The 22634-nt window shown below is 59.8% G+C and carries 17 protein-coding genes and 1 tRNA gene; 4 read left to right on the top strand and 14 right to left on the bottom strand.

The annotated features are described in order from the left end of the window. Positions 1–49: 49 nt before the first annotated feature. Positions 50–472 (top strand): MmcQ/YjbR family DNA-binding protein, encoded by a 423-nt coding sequence (locus RWZ58_RS04180; protein ID WP_314657631.1) that lies wholly within the window; start codon positions 50–52, stop codon positions 470–472. A 698-nt stretch (positions 473–1170) separates the two neighbouring features. On the opposite strand, the gene RWZ58_RS04185 is transcribed toward RWZ58_RS04180, so the two are convergent. The 8 genes from RWZ58_RS04185 to ffh all read right to left on the bottom strand — a co-directional run bounded on the left by RWZ58_RS04185 (position 1171) and on the right by ffh (position 9401). Beyond that, positions 1171–1458: an antibiotic biosynthesis monooxygenase family protein gene (locus RWZ58_RS04185; RefSeq protein ID WP_314657633.1), complete on the bottom strand. Its 288-nt coding sequence runs from the start codon at positions 1456–1458 to the stop codon at positions 1171–1173. A gap of 209 nt (positions 1459–1667) precedes the next feature. Continuing rightward, positions 1668–2600, bottom strand: a complete 933-nt coding sequence (trmD, locus tag RWZ58_RS04190) for a tRNA (guanosine(37)-N1)-methyltransferase TrmD (protein ID WP_314657635.1) — start codon at positions 2598–2600, stop codon at positions 1668–1670. A 3-nt stretch (positions 2601–2603) separates the two neighbouring features. After that, the gene (gene rimM / locus RWZ58_RS04195; RefSeq protein WP_314657638.1) at positions 2604–3242 is read right to left on the bottom strand and encodes a ribosome maturation factor RimM; all 639 of its coding nucleotides are present in this window, start codon (positions 3240–3242) and stop codon (positions 2604–2606) included. 178 nt (positions 3243–3420) lie between these two features. Then, positions 3421–3666 carry an RNA-binding protein gene (locus tag RWZ58_RS04200; RefSeq protein ID WP_005505691.1) on the bottom strand — a complete coding sequence of 82 codons (246 nt, stop codon included), beginning with the start codon at positions 3664–3666 and terminating at the stop codon, positions 3421–3423. Positions 3667–3668: 2 nt separating this feature from the next. Continuing rightward, on the bottom strand, positions 3669–4091 hold the full coding sequence (gene rpsP / locus RWZ58_RS04205; RefSeq protein ID WP_049358453.1) for a 30S ribosomal protein S16: 423 nt from the start codon (positions 4089–4091) through the stop codon (positions 3669–3671). A 272-nt stretch (positions 4092–4363) separates the two neighbouring features. Next, on the bottom strand, positions 4364–4849 hold the full coding sequence (locus RWZ58_RS04210; protein ID WP_303937102.1) for an NUDIX hydrolase: 486 nt from the start codon (positions 4847–4849) through the stop codon (positions 4364–4366). 12 nt (positions 4850–4861) lie between these two features. Beyond that, entirely contained in the window at positions 4862–7705 is a 2844-nt protein-coding gene (locus RWZ58_RS04215; RefSeq protein WP_314657641.1) for a hypothetical protein, read from the bottom strand. A gap of 115 nt (positions 7706–7820) precedes the next feature. Next, on the bottom strand, positions 7821–9401 hold the full coding sequence (ffh, locus tag RWZ58_RS04220) for a signal recognition particle protein (RefSeq protein WP_049342095.1): 1581 nt from the start codon (positions 9399–9401) through the stop codon (positions 7821–7823). Between the two features lie 327 nt (positions 9402–9728). Here ffh and RWZ58_RS04225 point away from each other — a divergent pair. After that, a tRNA-Leu gene (locus RWZ58_RS04225) sits at positions 9729–9811 on the top strand. Positions 9812–10021: 210 nt separating this feature from the next. Here the strand turns inward: RWZ58_RS04225 and pyk are convergent. Next, positions 10022–11485: a pyruvate kinase gene (pyk, locus tag RWZ58_RS04230; RefSeq protein ID WP_314657644.1), complete on the bottom strand. Its 1464-nt coding sequence runs from the start codon at positions 11483–11485 to the stop codon at positions 10022–10024. Between the two features lie 522 nt (positions 11486–12007). Here pyk and RWZ58_RS04235 point away from each other — a divergent pair. Both RWZ58_RS04235 and RWZ58_RS04240 read left to right on the top strand, forming a co-directional pair. Next, positions 12008–12580, top strand: coding sequence for a flavodoxin domain-containing protein (locus RWZ58_RS04235; RefSeq protein ID WP_049354549.1), 573 nt, complete (start codon positions 12008–12010; stop codon positions 12578–12580). A gap of 624 nt (positions 12581–13204) precedes the next feature. Next, a complete protein-coding gene (locus tag RWZ58_RS04240) occupies positions 13205–15088 on the top strand; it encodes a GH25 family lysozyme (RefSeq protein ID WP_314657646.1) in 1884 nt (627 codons plus the stop codon). A gap of 935 nt (positions 15089–16023) precedes the next feature. Here RWZ58_RS04240 and adhP read toward each other — a convergent pair. The 5 genes from adhP to trpB form a co-directional block, all read right to left on the bottom strand. After that, the gene (gene adhP, locus RWZ58_RS04245; RefSeq protein ID WP_080974471.1) at positions 16024–17064 is read right to left on the bottom strand and encodes an alcohol dehydrogenase AdhP; all 1041 of its coding nucleotides are present in this window, start codon (positions 17062–17064) and stop codon (positions 16024–16026) included. A 392-nt stretch (positions 17065–17456) separates the two neighbouring features. Beyond that, positions 17457–18851 carry a phosphoenolpyruvate synthase gene (locus RWZ58_RS04250; protein ID WP_314657648.1) on the bottom strand — a complete coding sequence of 465 codons (1395 nt, stop codon included), beginning with the start codon at positions 18849–18851 and terminating at the stop codon, positions 17457–17459. 326 nt (positions 18852–19177) lie between these two features. After that, positions 19178–20194: a prolipoprotein diacylglyceryl transferase gene (lgt, locus tag RWZ58_RS04255; RefSeq protein ID WP_314657650.1), complete on the bottom strand. Its 1017-nt coding sequence runs from the start codon at positions 20192–20194 to the stop codon at positions 19178–19180. Continuing rightward, positions 20194–21048, bottom strand: coding sequence for a tryptophan synthase subunit alpha (gene trpA, locus RWZ58_RS04260; RefSeq protein WP_049327777.1), 855 nt, complete (start codon positions 21046–21048; stop codon positions 20194–20196). The genes lgt and trpA overlap by 1 nt, the downstream gene beginning before the upstream one ends. Continuing rightward, complete coding sequence (gene trpB / locus RWZ58_RS04265) at positions 21048–22382, bottom strand: tryptophan synthase subunit beta (protein WP_303971067.1); 1335 nt, start codon at positions 22380–22382, stop codon at positions 21048–21050. The genes trpA and trpB overlap by 1 nt, the downstream gene beginning before the upstream one ends. Positions 22383–22634 lie beyond the last annotated feature (252 nt).

Consider the following 22634-nt stretch of genomic DNA (forward strand, 5'->3'; position numbering starts at 1 on the left):
TTGGTTGCGTGCTAGGCGGGGTACCGTGCGGGGCACTAGACTCGAAGCTATGAGCACAAACCCCTCCCCTAAACTTCAACTTCTGCGACCCGAGGACCTGGAGCAGACCCTGCACCGCCTCGCGCTCGCCATGCCGCTGGCAACCTCCGACCAGCCGTTCGGACCCGAGCACACGGTGTACAGGGTGGGCGGCAAGATGTTCGCCATGTACACGGAGGGTATCGGCTACCCCATTGTGAACCTGAAGACCGATCCGGAAGAGTCGGAGGTACTGCGGCGCATCTACCCGAGCATCATTCCGGCGTGGCACATGAATAAGCGGCACTGGATTTCTGTGGGCGCCGGCGAGGGTGTCACCGAGCGGGTGCTGGAGGAGCTGGTCGAGGATGCGTACCTGCGCGTCATGTACTCGCTGCCCAAGGCAAAGCGGCCCATCGAGTTCCGCGAGCGCCCGGTACCCGAAAAGCACTAGGCTAAAACTACCAGGTGGGAATAATCCGCCAGAATTTTCGTCGTTAAACAGCGGAGCGGGTGAGCTTCGGTCCGGACCACCGAATTGCCCACCCGCTAAGCAAAGCACTTTTCTATCCGCGGCTGGGAGAGTCATCAACCACAATGAACGCTCGAACCACCAAGCTCCCATCCCATATATTGCGGGGTCCAGTACCATGCACCACTTGTGTGAATACGTGATAGTTGAGTCGGCTCCCTTGCCAGACCTCCTTATGCAGAGGAGGTTCTCACACGGGTGCGCTGAATATCCCCTTGAGTGACTCGGCTGTCTCATGCGATACAGCCGAGAGGAGATTGCTGTCCTCGCCCGAACTACCGACACGGGCGAAGCGTGCTCTCGGGACTAATAATAACCTTTTTGCATCAAAGTGTCACTTTCGGATTGAAGGATTTTGGAGGTATTCATTGACCATATTTCAGGTGTTTTATAGCGCCTAACCCACATATCCAATCACAACGAAATACCTACAGGTTTTAAACCCCGAAAAATCAAGGAGGGGCCGCATCAAACCTTCCTTATATCGCCTCCACATGGGCTAATACCCACTTAAAGCAATATTTAGAAAAGTCAGTGCGACCCCTCAATATATGAGATAAATTCTTCATCTCACATGGGCTTCAGCCATAAATCCGGTCAGACGCAGACAAACACAGATGTTAGTCGTCGAACTCCACCTTCTCGAAGCTCATGGTGCCATCAGCGTGAGAGACAACAGTGTTCGGGTCACGCTCACGACGAGCCGCCGCGTACGCATCGTGGCTTGCCTCATCAACCCAGCGGGTCACCACAAAGTAGTCGCCACCCTCATCCAGGGGGCGCCACAGCTCAAAACCCTCAAAGCCGGGGAAAGAGTCAGCAATGTGGCGGGCAGTAGCGAAGCGCTTCTCCAGCTCAGCCTGGTTGTCGCCAACGACAGCAAGACGGTGAACCTTAACAACGGACATGTGTCCTCCTTCTGTTGAGTACGTGCTTTCAACGATGAAAGCGTATTACCACCCCGCGCCACCTATAGGTAGGCTATGTTCTTAGCGAGGTTACCCTCAGAATAACGGTTCGCGGGCACAAAAAATAGGGGTCAGCGCCAACTAACAGTTATATGACGCTAACCCCCATTCAGAGGATTACGAGGCGCTCGCGAGCACCCGTTCGAAGCCTAGGAATTTGCCTCGGGCTGGGTGGTATCAGCAGGAGTAGATTCACCCTGAGGCGCGCTATCGGCAGGAGCTGCGGGACTCTTCTTCGCCTTCTTCTGAGCCGCCTTTGCCGGGTTCGCAAAATGCACCCCGCGCTCAGCCAAGAAACGGCGGTCCTTCTTATCCCACTGCTCCACCGGGTACGCCTCCAGCAGGTCCGGGCGGCGCTCCAAGGTGCGCTCAATCTGACGGTCACGACGCCAACGCGCAATCGCACCATGATTACCCGACAGCAACACCTCTGGCACCTCACGGTCACGCCACACGGCGGGCTTCGTGTACACCGGGTACTCCAGCAGACCACCCGTATGCGACTCCTCCTCCAGGGAGGCGGGGTTACCCATCGCACCGGGAATCAGGCGGGTGATCGCCTCAATCATTGCCATGACCGCAACCTCACCACCGTAAAGCACGTAATCGCCCAAGGACACGGGCATCACGCGGAAGCCCTCCTGAGCCCAGTCCAGCACACGCTCGTCGATACCCTCATAGCGCGCCGGGGCGAAGACAATATGCTTCTCCTCCGCCAGCTCGTACGCCATCGCCTGATCAAACACGGCACCCGCCGGGGACGGGACAATCAGCAGCGGGCGGGTATCGGCGGGGGCATCAGCGGCGGGCTCGGTACCCTCAGCATCGCCTTCAGTAGTTGCCTTTAGCGGGGAGGCGGCAAGCACCTCGTCCAGGGCCAGGCCCCATGGCTCGGGCTTCATGACCATGCCCGCGCCACCGCCGTACGGGGTGTCATCCACCGTGCGGTGACGGTCAAACGTGTACTCGCGCAGGTCGTGCAGGTGCAGGTCCACCAGGCCCTTCTCACGCGCCTTACCCAGCAGGGACAGCTTTAGCGGTTCCAGGTACTCGGGGAAAATCGTGACCACATCGTAGCGCACGGACTACTCCCCCGCCTGCTCAGCATCCTCGACCAGGTCAATCAGACCCGCAGGAGGAGTCAACAGCACAAAGCCGGGCTCGTCCTCGGTCGAGGGAACCACCTCGGGCACAATCTCCTCAACAAAAGGAATCATAATCTCTTCACCCGCGCCGGAGGCAAGACGCGGCGAACGAGCCAGCTTAATCAGTAGCAAATCCTGAACCGGCATGGTCTGCAGACCGGTCACCTTACCCAGCGGCTTGCCCACAGCCGGGTTATCCACGGGGCTCTCACCCTCGGGCACGTCCGCGAGCAGGTACACGGGCAGGTTCACCAGCTCCTGCTCGTAGAAGCCCTCTTCGTCGCCCTCATCCTCGGGCACCTCGTACACCAGGCGGCTGCCACGCAGCTCCTCAGCCTGGTTGCGGGTGGTCACCTCATCAAAACGGACCACCAGAATCTTCTTGTTCCAGCGGGCACCGGCAACCGTCAGCTCACCGGTAGGCGCCACCGAAGCGGCAGCAGAGCCAGGCTTGAAATTCTCGATACCGAGCACCTCACCGCGGGCAAAACGCTCCTGCGGGGCATCAGTAAAGAGCTGAACCGTCACCTCACCACGAATACCGTGCGGCTTACCGATACGAGCCACCACAACCTGCATAATTTTCCTCCGCTGGATACAAGCTAAAAACCTACGCCGCGCACGTGCACGGCTCCCACTATTCTACCGGGCGCTCCGGACGGGCGCATTCTGCCGCCAGCCCCGCTCACAGGCCCCGGGTACGCGAACGCCCCCGCCTCCGGAAAACCGGAAACGGGGGCGCTTCAAACGTTACGAGCTAGCGTCGCTTCTTGTCGGTGTCGATAATGTCGATACGCATCGGCTCGCCATCAGAAATAGCGTCCATCACCAGACGGATGCTCTTGGCGGTACGACCGGACCTGCCGATAACTCGGCCCAGGTCATCCGGATGCACGCGAACCTCAAGGGTCTCACGGTGACGCTGAGTGCGCAGGCGCACCTTCACGTCCTCCGGACGATCGACAATCCCTCGAACCAGGTGTTCGAGTGCGTCAGCCAACATGATTACTCAGCTGCTTCCTCAGCCTCAGCCTCGGGTGCTGCTTCCTCAGCAGCCTCTTCAGCCTTCTCAGCCTTGGGGGTGATAGCCTCGGGCAGGATCACGGAACCCTTTTCGGGAACAACGAACTCAGCCTTAGCCTCGACGGGCAGAACCTTGGACTCTGCCTTCTCGCCCTTGAATGCAGCCCAGTCGCCCGAGAGCTTCAGCAGAGCCAGAACCTGCTCGGTCGGCTGAGCGCCGACGGAGAGCCAGTACTGAGCACGCTCAGAGTTGATCTCGATACGCGAGGGGTGCTCGGTCGGGTGGTAAATACCGATCTCTTCGATGGTCTTACCGTCGCGCTTGACGCGCGAATCAGCGACCACAACGCGGTAACGAGGATCGCGGATCTTACCCATACGCTTGAGACGAATCTTAACAGCCACTTTAGTGGTTACTCCTGTTTCATAATTTGGTGCGAGGCACACGGTTCAGCACCCGTGGGGCGGGCCATTCACGGCGCCTCTATGGACACAACGGCGCGCGAAGAGAGGGGTCGCGCGTCGCCGGGTACTCAGCTAGGGTATCAGAGCCCAAGATTTTAAGCTAGCGACACGGAAAAATAATTGCCGCAGGCACCGAACATCACTTTTAAACAGCGTTCTGTGCTCGGTTTAGACTCAAATAGCTGCCCCGGCGATCCCCTCACCGATGAGCTCTAGTCGAGGTTGCTCATTTCCAGAGTCTCCCCCGTCTCCAAGGCGCGGTAGCACTCGCGCAGGCGATCCACCATCGACGGGCGCACATAGCCGTCCAGGTTCTCCGGAGCCACCCACTCGTAGGTCACCAGCTCGGCGTCCTGCAGGGTAATCTTCGTATCCGCCGCAATCACGCCGCCGTCATACATGTAGTAGGTCGAATCGCCCCACACGCCCAGCGACAGGCCGTGGAAAATCAGCAGCACGCGACCCAGCTTCAGGTCCAGGCCCAGCTCCTCCACAATCTCACGCTCGCAACCGGGCTTGGGGGCCTCGCCCGCCTCCACGGTGCCGCCGGGAAGAATCCAGCCGTCCTTATAGTTCGGCTTCACCAGCAGCATCTCGCCGCGTTCATTACGAATCAGCGCGCCCGCCGCCAAACGGCGCGTGGGGAGGGTCGCGATAAAAGCCTTCAGCTCTTCATCGCTCAGATAGGAATCCTTCATGGCTTCTTTCCTTTAGCGGTCGGTTTTCTTCGCAGCACGCTGCCTGATGCTACGCACTATACCCAGGGCACGCTCACGCAGTCCAGAGGGTGCCTGATCCGTGGACGGGGCGGTATCCTCCATCGTGCGGTAGTGGCCCTCACGTAGGTCATCAATGAGAGTGCGCTTGGTCGGGGGCTGCTCACCGGTGGTATCCCCCGGATGCACCAGCTCAGCATCCGCCACCGGGCGGGCATGCTTCTTCAGCTGAGTCTGCTCGAAAGAACGCAGAACCGTCGGAATCAGAGCCGACTCGACCGTAGCGTTCAACGCAAAGAGCGCGGCGGCCACCGAGAACTTGCGGCTCGCCTTACCCCGCGCGCGGCGGCGGCGCGCCACATTTGCCAGGGTCAGGGCGATAGCGCTCTGAGCCGTCACATCCGCGCCCAGGACAAGACCCACGCGGCGGGTCTTCGCACGAATCTGCTCCGGGGTCAGGCGCTTGCGGCGCGAACGCGGAGCGGGATCCTGAGTGGATGAACTCTGCGCGGATGAACTCTGCGGTGCGGGGCTCTGGGACTTCGGAGCCTGGGGCTCGGCATCCTGCGATGAGTTCGGCGCAGGTTCATCGCCCGCCGCGGCATCGTTCTGATGCGCAAGGTCCTGATGAGTGAGGTCCTGATGCGCGAGCGCGGCAGAGCCCTCGGGGGCCTGCTGGCTCACCGTTGCTTCGTGCGATGCCTGCTCCTCGTTCAGTGCCGAGTCAGCCTCGTGCAGGGCACTGTCAAGAGACAGGTAGCCCTCCTCAGTCTCCACGAAGGAATCCGGTGCAGAACCCTCCGGCGAACCCATGTGCGTGTACTCGTAGGGGATGTGCGCGTTGTTGAGAGCGTCCATCCACTCGGCGAGGGTCACGCGGCGACCGGTCGCAACGAGGCGGTAGCTACGGTCCAGGGGCGAAGTGTAGCCGCCCGGGTAGGGCTCGATTTCCTCGTCGGCCTCGAAGGAAGCATCCTCTGCATCACCGGGCTCAACCGCATCATGGTCAGGGGCGAGTGCCTCGGCAACGGAGTTATCCAGGGGGAAGGTAACGTCCACAGCTTCAGCTGCCTGCGCATCAGTAGCTTCAGCCTCAGCTGATTCAGCAGAACCGGCAGGCTGTGCGAGCTCCTCATCCTCGTTACCGAAGACACGCGCCGTGCTAATCGACGCCACATCAAAACCGGTGGTCGGAACCAGCGCCAGCTCGGTAGGAACATCCAGCAGCTGCAGTACCGACTCCAGCGCCAGGGTGTTGCTCGTATCGCGCAGGTACGCGTTCAGGCGGCGACCGGTAATGGAATCAGCCTCCACACCAAACATCGCCATGACATTAGCGATGCCCTGCTCTATTTCTTCCTCATCGGATCCGAAAATCTTCGAGCCCGAAAGCTCCGGGGCGCTACCGGGAAGCTCCGAGAGCAAATCCTCCAGCACGCCGCCGAAGCGGGCGACTTCCTCACGGCTGAGGGCACGGTTCAGGCGCTTAGGCACGCGCTGCCAGGTGAACTCCTCCACGATGTTCTCGTAGGGTTCACCGAACGCCTCCAGGTACCACTCCTCATCGGAGTAGGGTTCGCGGGCGGGCTCCTCGTAGACCACCAGGTGTTGCTGGTTCGCGTTGCCCTCAGCAATCAGAGCGTTGCAGTTCAGCAGGCCCAGCAGAGCCATGAGGTCCACCGGGTCGGCAGAAATGAGGGTCCACTCCCCCGCCGGCGCGGCAACAACCTGCCGGGTACCGGCAGGAAGGTATGCCAAAAGAAGCCCGGTAATCATGTCGATGGGCAGGTCAACGAGCATGGCGGCGTCGCCGTCCACCAGGAACTCCAGCTCCCCCTGTCCGCCGGGCAGTTCCTCCCACACGGTCGCCTCGCCCTCCAGGGCGGCACCGGTGACCGGCAGCTGCTCCACCAGCTGAGCCACGTAATCCTCAACGGGGGTACCCACGTGCAGGTGGCCGTCAGCGACCTCCAGCACGTTCATGTAGCCCTCATCATCCACGGCGCACAGCACGTAGAGCTGCACCTGATGCTCACCCATCTCGTAGGCAATCAGCTCCGGGGATGCGGCGGTCGCCTCAATGAGGGCGGCAATCAGCTCCTCATCGGTGGTGGAGCGAGCCATGATGCGGCGGCGCTGAATCTTCTCCTCCAGCTCCATGGTCTGCTCGATGCGCTCGTTGCGCTGCTTCTCGGCGGTGCGCTCCTCATCCTGGGCGCGCAGGTACTCGGGGCTATCCGACTCGCCACTACCGGCGGGTGCGGGTGCATCCTCCCACATGCCGGTGAGCTTATCGACGGTCCACTCTTCGCTCTCCAGGGCGGCGGCGAGGCGGTCAACCTTCGTGCGGTCGTTCCAGGCGCGCTGCGTATCGGGGTCCTCCGCCTTCACCTCATCGTGCATGCTGCGGGCTTCACGAATGAGGTTCAGAATAGTTGCGGCAACGTCGTCAACGGCGGGGTCGTCGCTCTCACTGGAGTAGACGAGGTCGCCCGCCAGTTCGGCGGAGTGCTCCCCGTACTCGAGGGCGATACGCGCCCAGACGGGGGTGTACCCGGGAAGGATGCTCGAATCATTGTCGAAGCCGTCCGCAAAGTCGCCTGCGATGCCGTCTTCAAGATCGCCCGAAAGGTCGTCTTCAAGAACCTCTGCGGGAGCATCAGAGAAGCCCAGCGAGCCCTCCTCAACTACAGACTCCTCTACAGACTCAACCGCAGACTCGCCTGCAGGTTCCTCTACAGAATCATCAGCGAAGGCGCGCTGAGACCACGGCGTGACCTGCTCATTCAGCTGATCATCCGCGTTCTCTCGATCCCAATTCTGCTCGTTCTGAGCCATTGATACCTTCCCTTCACACCATTCATGCACCCAAACCGGGCACCATACCGGTACGGGTGCGCCCCGTCACCACGTGCGCACCCGTACCACCCCTTACCGGGGCTCATATTTGCTCTTACTGCAGGAACTTCTCAAAGCCCTTCGGCAGGTTCATGCTGGACAGATCCATCTCCTGGTTCTGAGCCTGCTGACCGAATGCAGCACCGGCGCGAGCCTGCTGCGCCTTAGCTGCTGCCGCCTCCTGCGCCGCACGCTTCTGCGGGTTGCCGGAGCGAGCCTTCTTCTTCTTGTTGTTGTTCTTCGCGTTCTTACGAGCGCCACCAGCCGCAGCCGCCATACCGGGCATCTGCATACCACCGGGCATGCCGGGCATCTTGCCCGAAGCGAGTTTCTTCATCATCTTCTGAGCCTGAGCGAAACGCTCCATCAGCTGGTTCACCTCAGACACGGTCACACCCGCACCCTTAGCGATACGGGCACGGCGAGAACCGTTAATGATGCGCGGAGCCACACGCTCGTGCGGGGTCATGGAGCGAACAATCGCCTCCACGCGGTCAATCTCGCGCTCGTCAAAAGCCTCAAGTTGCTGACGCATCTGAGCCGCACCGGGCATCATCATGAGCAGCTTCTTCATGGAACCGAGCTTACGAATCTGCTGCATCTGAGCCAGGAAGTCCTCAAAAGTGAAGTCTTCCTGATCGATGAACTTCTTCGCCATGCGGTCGGCTTCAGCCTTATCCCACTGAGCTTCAGCCTGCTCAATCAGGGTCAGGATGTCACCCATATCCAGGATGCGGCTCGCCATACGGTCCGGGTGGAACTGCTCAAAGTCAGTGACGTTCTCACCGGTGGACGCGAACATAATCGGCTTGCCGGTCACCGAAGCCACCGACAGAGCCGCACCACCGCGGGCGTCACCATCAAGCTTGGACAGGACCACACCGGTGAAGTCCACACCCTCGTTGAAGGCGTTAGCGGTGTTCACGGCGTCCTGACCGATCATCGCGTCGATGACGAACAGAACTTCGTGCGGCTCAATAGCGTCACGAATGTTACGTGCCTGCTGCATGAGCTCAGCGTCAACACCCAGACGACCCGCGGTATCGACAATCACCACGTCGTGGAGCTTAGCGCGAGCCTCAGCCACACCGTCACGTGCCACCTGCACGGGATCGCCGGTGGGTACGTCAAACTCGCTGGTCACACCGGGGTGCGGCGCGTACACGGGCACGCCCGCACGCTCACCAACGACCTTCAGCTGGGTCACCGCGTTGGGGCGCTGCAGGTCGGATGCAATCAGCATCGGGGTGTGGCCCTGGCCCTTCAGCCAGTGAGCCAGCTTGCCAGCCAGGGTGGTCTTACCGGCACCCTGCAGACCCGCCAGCATGATGATGGTCGGGCCGCTCTTCGCCATGTTGATGCGGCGGGTCGAACCGCCAAGGATGCTCACCAGCTCCTCGTTCACGATCTTCACGATCTGCTGGGAGGGGTTCAGCGCCTCGGAAACCTCCGCACCGAGAGCGCGTTCCTTCACGTGGGCGGTAAATTCGCGGACTACGGGGACGGCGACGTCAGCGTCGAGCAGGGCGCGGCGGATTTCGCGGACGGTTGCATCAATGTCTGCCTCGGAGAGGCGGCCCTTGCCGCGCAGGTTCTTAAAAGTTGCCGTCAAGCGGTCGGAGAGAGAATTGAACACGAGCCGTGATCACTTTCTTAACGTTGAGGTGGCCCCCAGCCGCGAAGGCGAACGGGGATGGTTAGTCAGTCTTTAAGGATACAGGATGCGCGCTTTCTCCCCCGCCTCCATCTGTGGATAAGCCGCGCCGGTTCACCCTCAGCTCAGGATTTACGCCGAGGATTTACACTGAGGGGCACCTGTAGCCGAGGCGCACCGGGAGCCCGATGGAAGCGTTCAGCACACGCTCCCCGCCCCGCCACAACGCTCCCAACACGTCAGATAGATTAGATTTTCTAGACAGCCTGGGTTAGAATTCTAAAGGTGTTACGCGTAAACGCGTGATACGCCCGAGTGGCGGAATTGGCAGACGCGCCTGACTCAAAATCAGGTTCTTCGGAGTGTGGGTTCGAGTCCCACCTCGGGCACCAACGCAAAAGCGGCGGGAAAGTTTCAAGCTTTCCCGCCGCTTTTCTGTATCCACTTATACACCTATCCGCGCATCAGATGGGGCAACTACACCAACACACAAAACCGCCGCCCGACCGTGAGAGTTTCACGACCGGGCGGCGGTCTCTATACACCGAGCGTACAGGCTGAGGATTACCCTCAGCTACGCATCGGAAAGAATGGTGAGCGGCCTAGCGCTTGACCTCGTTCTCCTCGTAAGGACGCAGAGTCTCGCGCTCGCCCTCAGCACCGTGGACGCGGTGTACCTGAACCATGTTGGTGGTACCTGCGCGACCTGCGGGAGCACCGGCAGCAACGACGACCAGGTCGCCGGCTTCTGCCAGACCGTTCTTCAGCAGGTACTCGTCCACGAAGTGGAACAGACCTTCCTGGTCGGTGATCATCTCAACCTGCTCAGCGTCAACGCCCCACAGCATGGACAGGAAGGAGCGAACCTTCGAGCTGGTGGTGAACGCGACGATCGGGGTCTCGGGACGCAGACGTGCCAGACGACGTGCGGAGTCACCGGACTGGGTGAAGGTTACGATGAGCTTTGCGTCCAGCTGGTCAGCAATGTTCACTGCTGCGCGGGTGATTGCGCCACCGCGGGTGCGGGGCTTGCGGTCCAGCTCGGGCACGCGGTACAGGCCGCCCTTTTCGGTGTCCTTGACGATTGCAGCCATAGCCTGCAGGGTCAGAATCGGGTACTTACCGACCGAGGTCTCACCGGAGAGCATAACTGCGTCCGCACCGTCGAGGATTGCGTTAGCGCAGTCAGAAACCTCTGCACGGGTGGGGACGGGGTTGTCGGTCATGGACTCGAGCACCTGGGTTGCCACAATGACGGGCTTTGCCCAGCGGCGTGCCATGTCGATAGCCTTCTTCTGGACGAGGGGAACCTCGGAGAAGGGCAGCTCAACACCAAGGTCACCACGAGCAACCATGATGCCGTCGAACTTGTCGATGATGTCCTGCAGGTTATCGACTGCCTGGGGCTTCTCAATCTTGGCGATGACGGGTACGCGGATACCCTCTTCTTCCATGATCTTGTGGACGGGGTCAACGTCTGCGCCGGTACGAACGAAGGAGAGTGCAATGATGTCTGCACCCATCTTCAGAGCGAAGCGCAGGTCGTTCGCGTCCTTCTCGGTCAGCGCGGGCAGGGAGACTGCTGCGCCGGGCAGGTTGATGCCCTTGTTGTTGGAGATGGGGCCACCGACGACCACGCGGGTGCGAACGCGGGTGGGAGTTACCTCAATAGCTTCGAGGCGAATCTTGCCATCGTCGAGCAGGAGCTTGTCGCCGAGCTTTACGTCGCCGGGCAGGCCCTTGTAGGTAGTGCCACAGATTTCTGCGGTACCTTCAACGTCTTCGGAGGTGATGGTGAAGTCTGCGCCGGGCTCAAGGTATTCCTTGCCGTTTGCGAAACGCTCGAGGCGAATCTTGGGGCCCTGCAAGTCGGCGAGGATAGCAACGTCCTTACCGAGCTTTGCAGACTCTTCACGGATGGTGTTGTAGCGTGCCTGGTGCTCGGCGTGGTCACCGTGGCTCATGTTCAGACGGGCGACGTTCAGGCCAGCCTTGATTGCCTCGGAGATCTTCTCGGGGGACTCGATTGCCGGACCGATGGTTGCAACGATTTTTGCGCGCCTCATGTACCTAACCTTTGTGTGTTGTTTTGTGTGACCACTGTGGGTTCACACTGATTTTCAGGGGAAGACTGACGTCAAATTCCCAATTATTCCCACGCGTTCTAACAGGTAGCCACATGCCGGATGCGTGGGACTCTTTCTCAATTATAGGGGTTTTACACCCTCTTGGGTATGCTTCTCCCAACTCTTTCCACCGAAGAAATTGTGTTTCACGTCGCATTTTGAACATCACCCCCTCCCCATCGAGCACACCACAGAAAGCCGGTTTTTACCCCCATCACCCCCACCTCGCCCGGAAAGTAAATTAGGGTGCTTTTTACCTATAGATAGCCAGCGCTGCGCAATATTTAGTCACACTCGAGAACCTTCGATCGTATTTCAAAAACATAGAGACACTCAGAGTGGGCTATGAGAAGATAGATAGGGCGTCCAAGAGCTAGGCGATTTCACATTTTCGCGCGCCTAGCCTATATTGGAACCCATAATTAGTATTTGAAATGCGAAATATATCTGGAAGGTTCACAGATGACTACTCGCGTGCTGATTATCTTCGGCTCCACCTACGGCTACACCGAACAGTACGCCACCTGGCTGGCAGAAGATCTGCGTGCACTCCCGCAGGCTCCCGAAGTTGAGACTGTCCCCGCCTCCAAGGTCACCCCCGAGCAGGCAGAGGCATTCGACGCCTTCGTGATTGCCGGCAGCGACTACGGTGGATTCCTCAACGGTGCACCGGCACTTCGCAAGAAGATTCTGCCGATTATTGCCCCCAAGAAGAACCGCACCGCGTTCTTCACTGTCTCCTTCACCGGTGAATACTCGAAGAAGCTGCTCGACAAGGCCGTCGCCAAGAGCTACACCCCCGAACTGACCGAAGGTCGCCCCGTCTACCACCTGCGTGGCGGCATCGACTTCGACAAGATTTCGCTGGCTCACAAGACCGCTCTGAAGGGTCCCGTGCGCGCATGGCTCATGGCAAACCCGCACCCGAACGAAGGTATTCAGCAGATGCTCGAATGCTACAAGACCGGCAAGGCTGAGTACATCGATCGCGAGACCCTCAAGCCGCTGATTGAGGACATCGCCAAGTTCCTCTAAATCCTTCGGGAAACATAAGCTTTCGCCTCTTCCCACCCGCTCTTTCAGCCGGACATTAGAACCTGAAAGAGCGGGCGGGAAGAGTCGAGAAAAACGTGCCGACAGGCACCATATACGTGGTCGATGACTCTTCATCTCTCCTGCATCGACCATGAAACTCCGGGTACCGGTGCGAGGCCGCGCCAAATTACAGTATCCGGAACATGAGGGGTGGGTCTTTGTGTGTGCGGCCCACCCCTTTCCTTATGCCCAAAAGCCAAAGCCCCGGCAGCGTAGCCTCCGACAGAGCAGTCCACAGAGTGAAATTCTCAACGCCCCGGCGTGTCGCACACCTAAAATTTTTCACAAAAACTGAGTCCATAAATGCACCGACAAGCCGCAAAACCAAATAGGTCCCCCCAAAGACGCCGATTTACTGTGCACTCCGTGAAAAATATGCCACCAGAAAGGCGCCTCCAAAACATTGCGCACAGCAGTGCAGATACCGTAGGCTGTTAGCTGTGTCCACCGGTTGACACAACAACAGTTGATATACCCCAATAGTCAACTACCCACATATTCGCTCGTAAGCCCGAACACACAAGGCTACATCGACACATCCACCTCTCAAATACAGGCAAAACTATGAAGAAACTCCAGACTGCCGCGCGCTCTGCGGCAGCCCGCTCCATCATGGCGTCCGCAGGTGCACTCTCCCTGGTCGCCGCCTCTCTCACCTCTGTTCCTGCAGCCTTTGCAGCTCCCAGCGCGAGCGCAGCGGCAGAGGTCAACACCAACGCATCCTACGAGGAGCTCACCTACGCCCCCGCCCCGGATGCGTCCCTCGTCGAACGCTCCAACCCCGCCATGGGCGCGGGCGAGCGTGAACGCCTGGGCACCACCAACGCACGCACCGGCGCAACCTCCCCCGCCTCGACCGCAACCCTGAGCGGTATTTCCGCGACCCAGAGCTCCGCGCAGAGTCTGGGAGCAGGTCGGGGTCTGGCAACCGGTCAGTCCCTGGCTCAGGGCCGATCCGCATGGACCCCCACCGGCGGTACCCTCGGCATGGACGTCTCCTCGCATCAGCGGAACGTGGACTGGGCGAGCGCCTACGCCGCAGGTTCCCGCTTCGCCTACGTGAAGGCGACCGAGGGTAGCTACTACACCAACCCCTACTTCGCTCAGCAGTACAACGGTTCGGCACAGGTCGGCATGGTGCGCGGCGCCTACCACTTCGCAAACCCCCGCACTTCCTCGGGTGCCGATCAAGCACGCTACTTCGTGCAGAACGGTGGTAGCTGGAGCGCCGACGGCAAGACCCTGCCCGGCCTGCTGGACATCGAGTTCAACCCCTACCCCGCCTACGGCAACACCTGCTACAACATGACCCCGGCGCAGCTGACCGCATGGACCCGCGACTTCGTGGACACCTACCGTTCGCTGACCGGACGCAACCCGATGGTGTACACCGCGACCTCCTGGTGGTCACACTGCGTGGGTTCGCAGCAGTTCGGCTCTCTGCCGCTGCACCTGGCGAGCTACTCGACCGTGGTCGGTGCAATTCCGGCAGGATGGAGCGGCTACGACATTTGGCAGTTCACTGACTCGGGCCCGTTCGTGGGTGACTCGAACTTCTTCCCCGGCACCGTGAACGATCTGAAGGTTCTGGCAAAGAACCCCAACGCGGTGCACCGCAACTGGTCGAACGGTCAGGATTCGAACGTGGTGACCACCGCGACCGGCTCCATTGACATTCGCACCGGCATCGGCGACTACTGGAACCGCAACCGCTCCTTCTACGGCGACCCGATCGGCACCGAGTACACCCTCGGCAACGGCGTGTACGCGCAGAAGTTCACCAACGGCAAGACCATCTACTGGACGGACTCCCACGGCTCGCACTGGCTGGTCACCAACGGCGGCCTGGACCACAAGTTCCGCTCTGATATTGCGCGATTCCGCGGTCTGACCACCAACGAGGAAACCCGCTCCGACACCATCGCGGTCTCCTTCGCCAATGGTGAGGGCGCCTACTGGTCCAACGCGTACGGCACCCACATCATCAACGAGCGCGGCGCCATTTACGCGACCTGGCGCGCAGCTGGCATGACGGGCGTACCCACCACTGACGAGCAGAACCTGGGCAACGGCATCATCAAGCAGGAATTCACCGGCAGCACCACCTACGTGTGGTCCGCACAGACCGGTACCCACCGTATGCACACCGGCGGCGCGTTCTACCACCGCTTCCTGCAGCACCGCGGCACCTGGGGCGCCCCGGTGACCGACGAGACTACCACCTCCACGGGTGCTCAGATTCAGTTCGCCTCCGGCAAGGTACTGCTCTGGTCGGATGCGTACGGTGCCTACGAAACCAACGGTAACGGCGCAATCTTCAAGCACTGGGAGAAGAACACCGCCCGCTACGGTGCGGCACGCGGCGACGAATCCTACGTAAACGGCGTGTACTACATGGACTTTGAGCGCGGCACGATCCGCTGGACCGCACAGCGTGGAATCTACTAAAGAGCGCGGCATCTACTCATAGCGCGGCAACTGCTCAACCATAAAACGCGCATACAAAAACGAGGGGCACCTGGCAGAGGTGCCCCTCGTCTTGTGCTACAGGGCGCATCTTCTGAACAACACAAAAATCAAGATGCGCCCTGCAGCGGGTGGGTTACCGAGTGAGTAGAGAACCCGGCCATGTTACCCGTGCCGGCAGGTAAATTTAGCCGTGGCGGTAAGAGTCGCCACGAAGTCATGCAATGTCCTAAAAGCTCCGGATCAGTGTGGCGGACATAATCCCCATTGACTATGTCCGTGGGGCCCACACTAATCGTTGGTGAGACCTTACCCCGAAGGTGTCTAGAGGAGCGCCTGACCGGAAGTAAGGACTCAACGGTGAATAACGGCACGGTACGAAGATGCTGAAATTCACCCGGGTATGGCGTTCCGTAAGAAGGAATCGATATCTAGGAGGGCCGAAACCTTCACGCGTCATATCCCGTTACATATAGGGTAGGTGCAGGAGGCCGCGAAACTCATCTTTTCCGGAAATATTACAATTCAATCAGTGGTTGAATGTTTTTGTCAAAAAAATGCATTTTGAGATATATAGATGTCAAATATAGTGCATTATTGAATTAGTTTAGTGTAGTTTTTGAGATAATCCACCGGATATTTCAAAATAAATTCCCGCGTATATTACGTTTAGGTGCATTGCACTCACAGAGGTTTTCAGTTCCTTACGATAACGGCTCTCAAAAACTCGGCTACTCTGCAACACCGCATTAAAAACACTAAGGCGCACCCCGCGTCGTATGCACAGCAGAAAGAGTACCCCTACTCCCCCGCCACACGGGATGCGCCTTAGGCGCTATAACCATCGAAACTACCGGCAGAGCCTCAGCCGAGTGAGACCTTGAAGCCCTGCCGGGCGCCTCGAACCATCCGCTAGCTTAGAGGCTAGCGAAGTCCAGAACCATACGGCCGGTAATCTTACCTGCCGCCATTTCCTCGAAGACAGCCGGTGCCTCGTCAACCTCACGCAGCTGAACCACCGGAACCACGATGCCGTCAGCACCGAACTGGAACGCTTCCGCCAGATCCTGACGGGTACCCACCAGGGAGCCCACCACGCGGATGCCGTCCAGAATAATCTTCACAATGGACAGCTCCATCATCTCCGAGGGCAGACCAACAGCCACCACGGAACCGCCCGCGCGAACCGACTCAACAGCCTGGTTGAACGCAACCTTCGACACTGCGGTCACCACAGCAGCGTGAGCGCCACCGCCGGTCAACTCGCGAATACGAGCCGGAACATCCTCAACCTCACGGCCGTTGATGACATGGTCAGCACCGGTCTCACGAGCCAGAGCCAGCTTGTCATCGTTGATGTCAACAGCGATAACCTTAGCGCCGAAAACCTTCTTAGCGTACTGAACAGCCAGGTTACCCAGACCGCCAGCACCGTACGCAACCAGCCACTCACCGGGGCGAACCAGCGACTCCTTGATTGCCTTGTAGGTGGTCACACCAGCGCAGGTAATGGAGCTAGCCTGTGCCGGGTCCAGACCCTCCGGAACCTTCACAGCGTAATCAGCGGTCACCAGGGTGTACTCGCTCATGCCGCCGTCAACCGAGTAGCCTGCGTTCTTCACCGAACGGCACAGGGTCTCACGACCCGAGGTGCAGTACTCACAGTGACCGCAGCCCTCGAAGAACCAAGCCACCGACACGCGGTCGCCTTCCTTCAGGGACTCAACGCCCTCGCCAACCTTGACGACACGACCGATGCCCTCGTGGCCCAGAATACGACCCGGAACCTCACCGAAGTCACCGGAAGCCACGTGCAGGTCAGTGTGGCACACACCCGAGTACTCAATCTTCACGAGCGCCTGACCGTGACCGACAGCAGGAACGGGAACCTCACGGACAACAACCGAACCGTCAACCTTCTCAGGAACAACAACAGCCTTCATGGTTTCCTTGCACATGACCTAAAACTCCTTAGTCATTGGTTGCCGCGCTCGGACCCTATACCTAGCGGGGCGGGCGCGCGTATTCTTTACATTTCCACCGTAAAATGATGAGCTGCCAATCTAAAGGACTATCCCCGAATATGACAGAGGGGTTATTTAGGGGTCAGCACGCGAGCAAGGATGAGCTTTCGATAAGGTCTATTCCGACCAATGCGCTAAACCGCCAAAGGTTGATATGACGCTATGACGAAGCAACACAGAAGATGAGAATGCCTCCCAAACCAGTAGCTTGGGAGGCATTCAGAAAAAATTTAAATATTAAGTTTGAGGCGCATACCACCCTAAAGAAAGGGTTCAATCTGCACCTATACGATTCCTAACGGATCTCAGTAGCTCTGCGCGGCAGCCTAGAAGCAGAAAGCAACCTCAATATAGCCGGCACCGCGCTCACCCGGACCATTCGGAGCGTTCAATGCCCAGCCCAGATCCGTCACACGCACCGTAGTATCCATGAACGTACCGCCGCCAGCGCCACCGCCAGCCAACTGCACCGAACCCACCGCATAGCGGGCACGAGCCGCATCATTATTCCACTTCTGCGACACCACACGAGCCGAAACGCTCAACGCAGCACCGGAGCCGCCGCCGCCATAACCGGCGCCACCGCCTCCAGAAACCACCGACTGGTAGCCGTTAAACAGCTCGCCAGCGTTCGACGGGCGGTTATCGGTACCCTCCGGAGTCTGATCCCACTGGTACGAATAGCTCGCCACACCATCGGCGCCCTTCGCACGGAGACCGCTCGCACCCGCCGCACCGGCAGTCGCAGTGCTCACCAGCTTCTGAGTGGAGGTGCTCGAAAAACCAATCACCGAACCATCGGTGGTCGGCGGGTCCAGCTTCTCGCCGCCAGCACCGCCCACACCACCGGCAGCACCCGAACCCGGGTTCACCGTCAGAATCGGCTCAGACTGCACCTCGTACGAGGTGAAACCAACAAAACCGGGCGAACCGTCGCCGTCACCCGAACCAGCGCCGCCACCGGTGCTGAACTGGTGCTCGCCGCCGGAGCTATCGAGCGAATAGTGCGCGGTCGGGCGCACAGCACCCGCATTCGCGGGGTTCGGCAGAACCGTCGCATACGACGCCAGCACACCGGCACCGCCGCCACCACCGGCAACAATCATCGGCACGCCGTCCACCTCAATAGCGGACGAGCCACCGCCGGACGCCGAATACAGCACAGCGCTCATGCCGCCGCGGCCGGTCACACCGCCAGAAATGCGGGTCAGGTTATTGATTGCAGAAACAACGTTCGCGGGAACCGGCGAAGAAGCCTTCGACGAGCCGCCCACGCCGTAGCCGTCGCCACCCTCAGCGGGCTTCAGCTCACCATTACCGATACCGCCCGAACCGGCAGTCAGAGTAATAGTCTGGCCACCGCGCACAGCCATAGAACCCTCAACCATGGCGCCGGAACCAGCATCAGCCACAGTGTAGTTCGTGCCGCCAGCACCGCCCACAGCCACAAAACGCATACGCTTAGCACCCGGAGGAACCGTCAGCACGGCAACCTTCTTCACGCCGTCACCGGCAGTAATCGTCGTTGAATCCTCGAAGGGACCGGTGCACTCGCCTTCCTCATTAGAAGCCGCATACGCGGGAATCACCGAAGAAGCCACAACAACCGGGGCAGCCCACGCGGCACCAGCCACCAGGCGGCGACGCGACAGACCAGGACGAGACAGACCCGAGCGAGAAGAAGAAACGAGGCGCGAAGAATCGCCAGAAGAAGAGCTCACGATAAAAATCCTGTAATTGAGTGGGTGTTTCTAAACGCAGACGCTACGGGCACCACCGTTCGAAGAGTTTCATACCTTCAAAGAGCCTCACACTCCGCAGAGCCTCATACTCCAGAGTGGGTACCCGCCACACGCAGTATCTCTATTATGCCTTCTCAGCGGCCCAAATCCGTACAGGACCCTGGAACATGCCACCATGAGAACATCCACTGGCAAGAAGCAAACAGCGAGCACAAATAGCGGGCACAAAAAACCGCCGGACAGGGGTTCTGCCCCATCCGGCGGTTTTCTATGAATGTAGATGAAAGCTAGGAGCCCTTTGTCAGCTAAGAGCCCTTCGTCGAAGACTCAGAAGAGTCAGAATCCTCGGCGGGCTCTGCCTTCTTGGATGCCTTCTCAGATACCTTCTCCTCAGCGTCCTCTACAGACTCATCTGCGGCAGGCTTCGGAGCGAACTCCGCAGGAGCCGGCTCAATACCCGCAGCAGCCTTCGCCGCAGCACGACGACCAGCCACCACAAAACCAGCAGCACCCAGCAGAACCAGCAGCAGAGCGGTCCACACGTGAATACGAACGCCCCAGAGCATCTCCGAGGTATCAATACGCAAGAACATCTCAATGAAGAGGCGACCCACACCGTAGTAGAACACATACAGCCACAGGGTCTGACCCAGCTTCAGCACGCCCTTACGGCCCAGCCACAGCAGCAACGCCACACCCAGCAGGTTCCACAGCGACTCGTACAGGAACGTCGGATGGAACAGCGTACCCGCCGGATACTGGGTCGGGAAATTACCGCTCGACGCGCTAATCTCCAAGCCCCACGGCAGAGTCGTCGGCTTGCCGAACAGCTCCTGGTTGAACCAGTTACCCCAGCGGCCAAACGCCTGAGCCAGCAGAATACCCGGCGCTACTGCATCCGCAAAAGCCGGGAAATTCATCCCGTAGCGGCGGCAACCATACCAGGCGCCCAACGCACCAACCGACACGGCACCCATAATGCCGATACCGCCCTCCCAAATCTTCAGGAAAGCCCACGGATCAGCAACATTCGGACCGAAATAGCTACCCGGGTCAGTAATCAGCACATGGTAGGCGCGGGCACCAATAATGCCCGCCGGAATAGCCCACATCGCCACGTCAAAAACGCGCTCAGGGGTACCACCCGCCGCCTTCCAACGGCGAGAACCCAGCCACAAGCACACCGCCATACCCGCAAGAATACACAGGGCATAGAAATGCACACGGAACGGGCCCAGCTGCAGGTACGAAACGCTCGGAGAGGGAATCGAAGCCAGCACGTTAGCTACCGGCACGCTCGCCAGCGACAGCACATCAGACATTAGCCTTCACGCCCCGCCAGCTCACGGGTCAGCTTAGCCACCGCCTCAACACCGCCAGAAGCCAAAGCCTTCACCAGCGCGGTACCGACAATCACGCCGTCCGCATACTCGCCGATCTCCTCAACGTGGGCACGAGTCGAAACGCCCAGACCCACGCACGCACGAGGCGCACCGGCAGCCTTAATGTCCGCAACCAGGGTGCGAGCCGCCTCCGACACGGAGGTGCGGGCACCGGTCACGCCCATCACCGACACGGCGTACACGAAGCCGCTCGACGCCTTCGCAATAGTTGCCAGACGCTCCGGCGAAGAAGACAGAGCAGCCAAGAAAATACGGTCCAGACCGTACTCATCAGAAGCTTCAAACCACGACGACGCCTCATCAGGCACCAGGTCCGGGGTAATCATGCCCGCACCGCCGGCAGCCGCCAAATCACGCGCAAAATTCTTCACACCGTACGCCAGAACCGGGTTCCAGTACGTCATCACGACAACCACCGCGTCGGTCGCCTCGGTAATGCGGCGGACCGCCTCAAACAGCTGAGGAAGCTTGAAACCGTTCTCCAGCGCCACGCCGGTAGCCTTCTGAATCACCGGGCCATCCATGACCGGATCAGAATAAGGCACGCCCAGCTCAATAATGTCCGCGCCGTTATTGCCCAGAGCAATCGCCGCGTCAATCGACTCGTCCAGGGTCGGGAAGCCCACCGGCAGGTAGCCAATCAGCGCCGCACGGCCCTGCTTCTCGCACTCAGCCAAACGAGCCGCCAGAGGCGACTGCGCATTCGGAGCGGGGAAAGAACCATCCAGCACCGTAAAAGGTGCCGACTGAGAAATAGCGTCCTGGTAGCTCATTACTTAGCCTCACTTTCAGCCTGTGCGTTCTGTGCAGCGGATGCGGCAGCTTCCTTATTACCGGTCATCAGGGTCGAGGACGGAATCGCCTTGCCCAGGCCGAACCACTTCAGCGCAGTCTCCATGTCCTTATCGCCGCGGCCCGACAGGCAGACAATCATCGTCTTCTCGCGTGCCGCCTCCGGATCCTCAGCAGCCCAACGCTGGCACACGCGCAACGCGCCCGCCAGAGCGTGCGAGGACTCAATCGCCGGAATAATACCCTCGGTGCGGCAGAGCAGACGCAGAGCGTCCATCGCCTCGGTATCAGTCACCGGCTCGTAGGTCACGCGACCAATATCGGACAGGTAGGAATGCTCCGGACCCACGCCCGGGTAATCCAGACCAGCAGAAATCGAATGGGATTCAATGGTCTGACCGTCCTCATCCTGCATCAGGTAGGTCATCGCGCCGTGCAGCATGCCCGGGCGGCCCAGAGTAATGGTCGCCGCGTGACGGCCGGTCTCCACGCCGTCGCCGCCAGCCTCAAAACCGTAAATCTCAACCGACGAATCGTCCAAGAACGCGTGGAACAGACCAATCGCGTTCGAACCGCCACCCACGCAGGCAGCAATACCATCGGGCAGGCGGCCAGTCTCAGCAAGAATCTGCTCGCGCGCCTCAGAACCAATAGCGTCGTGGAAGAAACGCACCATCGCCGGGAACGGGTGCGCACCCGCAGCGGTACCCAGCAGGTAGTGGGTGTTCTCAACGTTCGAAACCCAGTCACGCAGCGCCTCATTAATGGCGTCCTTGAGGGTGCGGGAACCGTTCTGAACCGCAATCACCTTCGCGCCCAGCAGCTGCATACGAGCCACGTTCAGCGACTGACGCTCAGTGTCTTCCTCACCCATGTAGACCACGCACTCCATGCCAAACAGCGCAGCCGCAGTCGCAGTCGCAACACCGTGCTGACCCGCACCGGTCTCAGCAATCAGACGGGTCTTACCCATACGCTTAGCCAGCAGAGCCTGGCCAATCACGTTATTAATCTTGTGGCTACCCGTGTGGTTCAGGTCCTCACGCTTGAGGAACACACGCGCACCAGCATGCTCAGAGAACTTCGGAACCTCAGTCAGCAACGACGGACGGTTCGAATACTCAGCAGAAAGACGCTGGAACTCAGCAATGAACTCGGGGTCGTTCTTCGCCTCGTTAAAGGTTGCCTCCAGCTCATCCATGGCGGCAATCAGCGACTCGGGCATCCACCGCCCGCCGTACTCACCAAAATAGGGGCCGGGGGCATTCTTCAACGACTCGCCGTTGAGGAAAGCATCTGCCAGGTTCTCGCTCATCACTATTCCTTCCCTGGATGGTTACCGCCGGATGCGCGCCGCGGGTAGGGCGGGGCATCAGGCCTGATCACAGCGAAACACCACGCAACCGCGGGTAGGGCGGGGCGGTGTTCGCACATATCCCCCTATAGTACCCGGGTGCAGGCGGTGAACAGTACCCTGGGGTGCACATGACCATTCCTAGGACATGTGACGTTCGCCAGGGTGGGTGCGTTTGGTGGGGCCAGGGACGCGCGGCTGGGTCGGGGACGC

It is taken from the genome of uncultured Rothia sp. (assembly GCF_963544205.1).
GTDB lineage: Bacteria > Actinomycetota > Actinomycetes > Actinomycetales > Micrococcaceae > Rothia.

Excerpts from the sequence above, each read along its gene's own strand:
- RWZ58_RS04235 (WP_049354549.1), top strand. The coding sequence starts at position 12,008 with ATGACTACTCGCGTGCTGATTATCTTCGGCTCCACCTACGGCTACACC.
- RWZ58_RS04210 (WP_303937102.1), bottom strand. The coding sequence starts at position 4,849 with ATGAAGGATTCCTATCTGAGCGATGAAGAGCTGAAGGCTTTTATCGCG.
- trpA (WP_049327777.1), bottom strand. The coding sequence starts at position 21,048 with ATGAGCTACCAGGACGCTATTTCTCAGTCGGCACCTTTTACGGTGCTG.
- rimM (WP_314657638.1), bottom strand. The coding sequence starts at position 3,242 with ATGCAGGTTGTGGTGGCTCGTATCGGTAAGCCGCACGGTATTCGTGGT.
- RWZ58_RS04215 (WP_314657641.1), bottom strand. The coding sequence starts at position 7,705 with ATGGCTCAGAACGAGCAGAATTGGGATCGAGAGAACGCGGATGATCAG.
- RWZ58_RS04185 (WP_314657633.1), bottom strand. The coding sequence starts at position 1,458 with ATGTCCGTTGTTAAGGTTCACCGTCTTGCTGTCGTTGGCGACAACCAG.
- pyk (WP_314657644.1), bottom strand. The coding sequence starts at position 11,485 with ATGAGGCGCGCAAAAATCGTTGCAACCATCGGTCCGGCAATCGAGTCC.
- RWZ58_RS04200 (WP_005505691.1), bottom strand. The coding sequence starts at position 3,666 with ATGTTGGCTGACGCACTCGAACACCTGGTTCGAGGGATTGTCGATCGT.
- trpB (WP_303971067.1), bottom strand. The coding sequence starts at position 22,382 with ATGAGCGAGAACCTGGCAGATGCTTTCCTCAACGGCGAGTCGTTGAAG.
- lgt (WP_314657650.1), bottom strand. The coding sequence starts at position 20,194 with ATGTCTGATGTGCTGTCGCTGGCGAGCGTGCCGGTAGCTAACGTGCTG.
- RWZ58_RS04240 (WP_314657646.1), top strand. The coding sequence starts at position 13,205 with ATGAAGAAACTCCAGACTGCCGCGCGCTCTGCGGCAGCCCGCTCCATC.
- RWZ58_RS04180 (WP_314657631.1), top strand. The coding sequence starts at position 50 with ATGAGCACAAACCCCTCCCCTAAACTTCAACTTCTGCGACCCGAGGAC.
- adhP (WP_080974471.1), bottom strand. The coding sequence starts at position 17,064 with ATGTGCAAGGAAACCATGAAGGCTGTTGTTGTTCCTGAGAAGGTTGAC.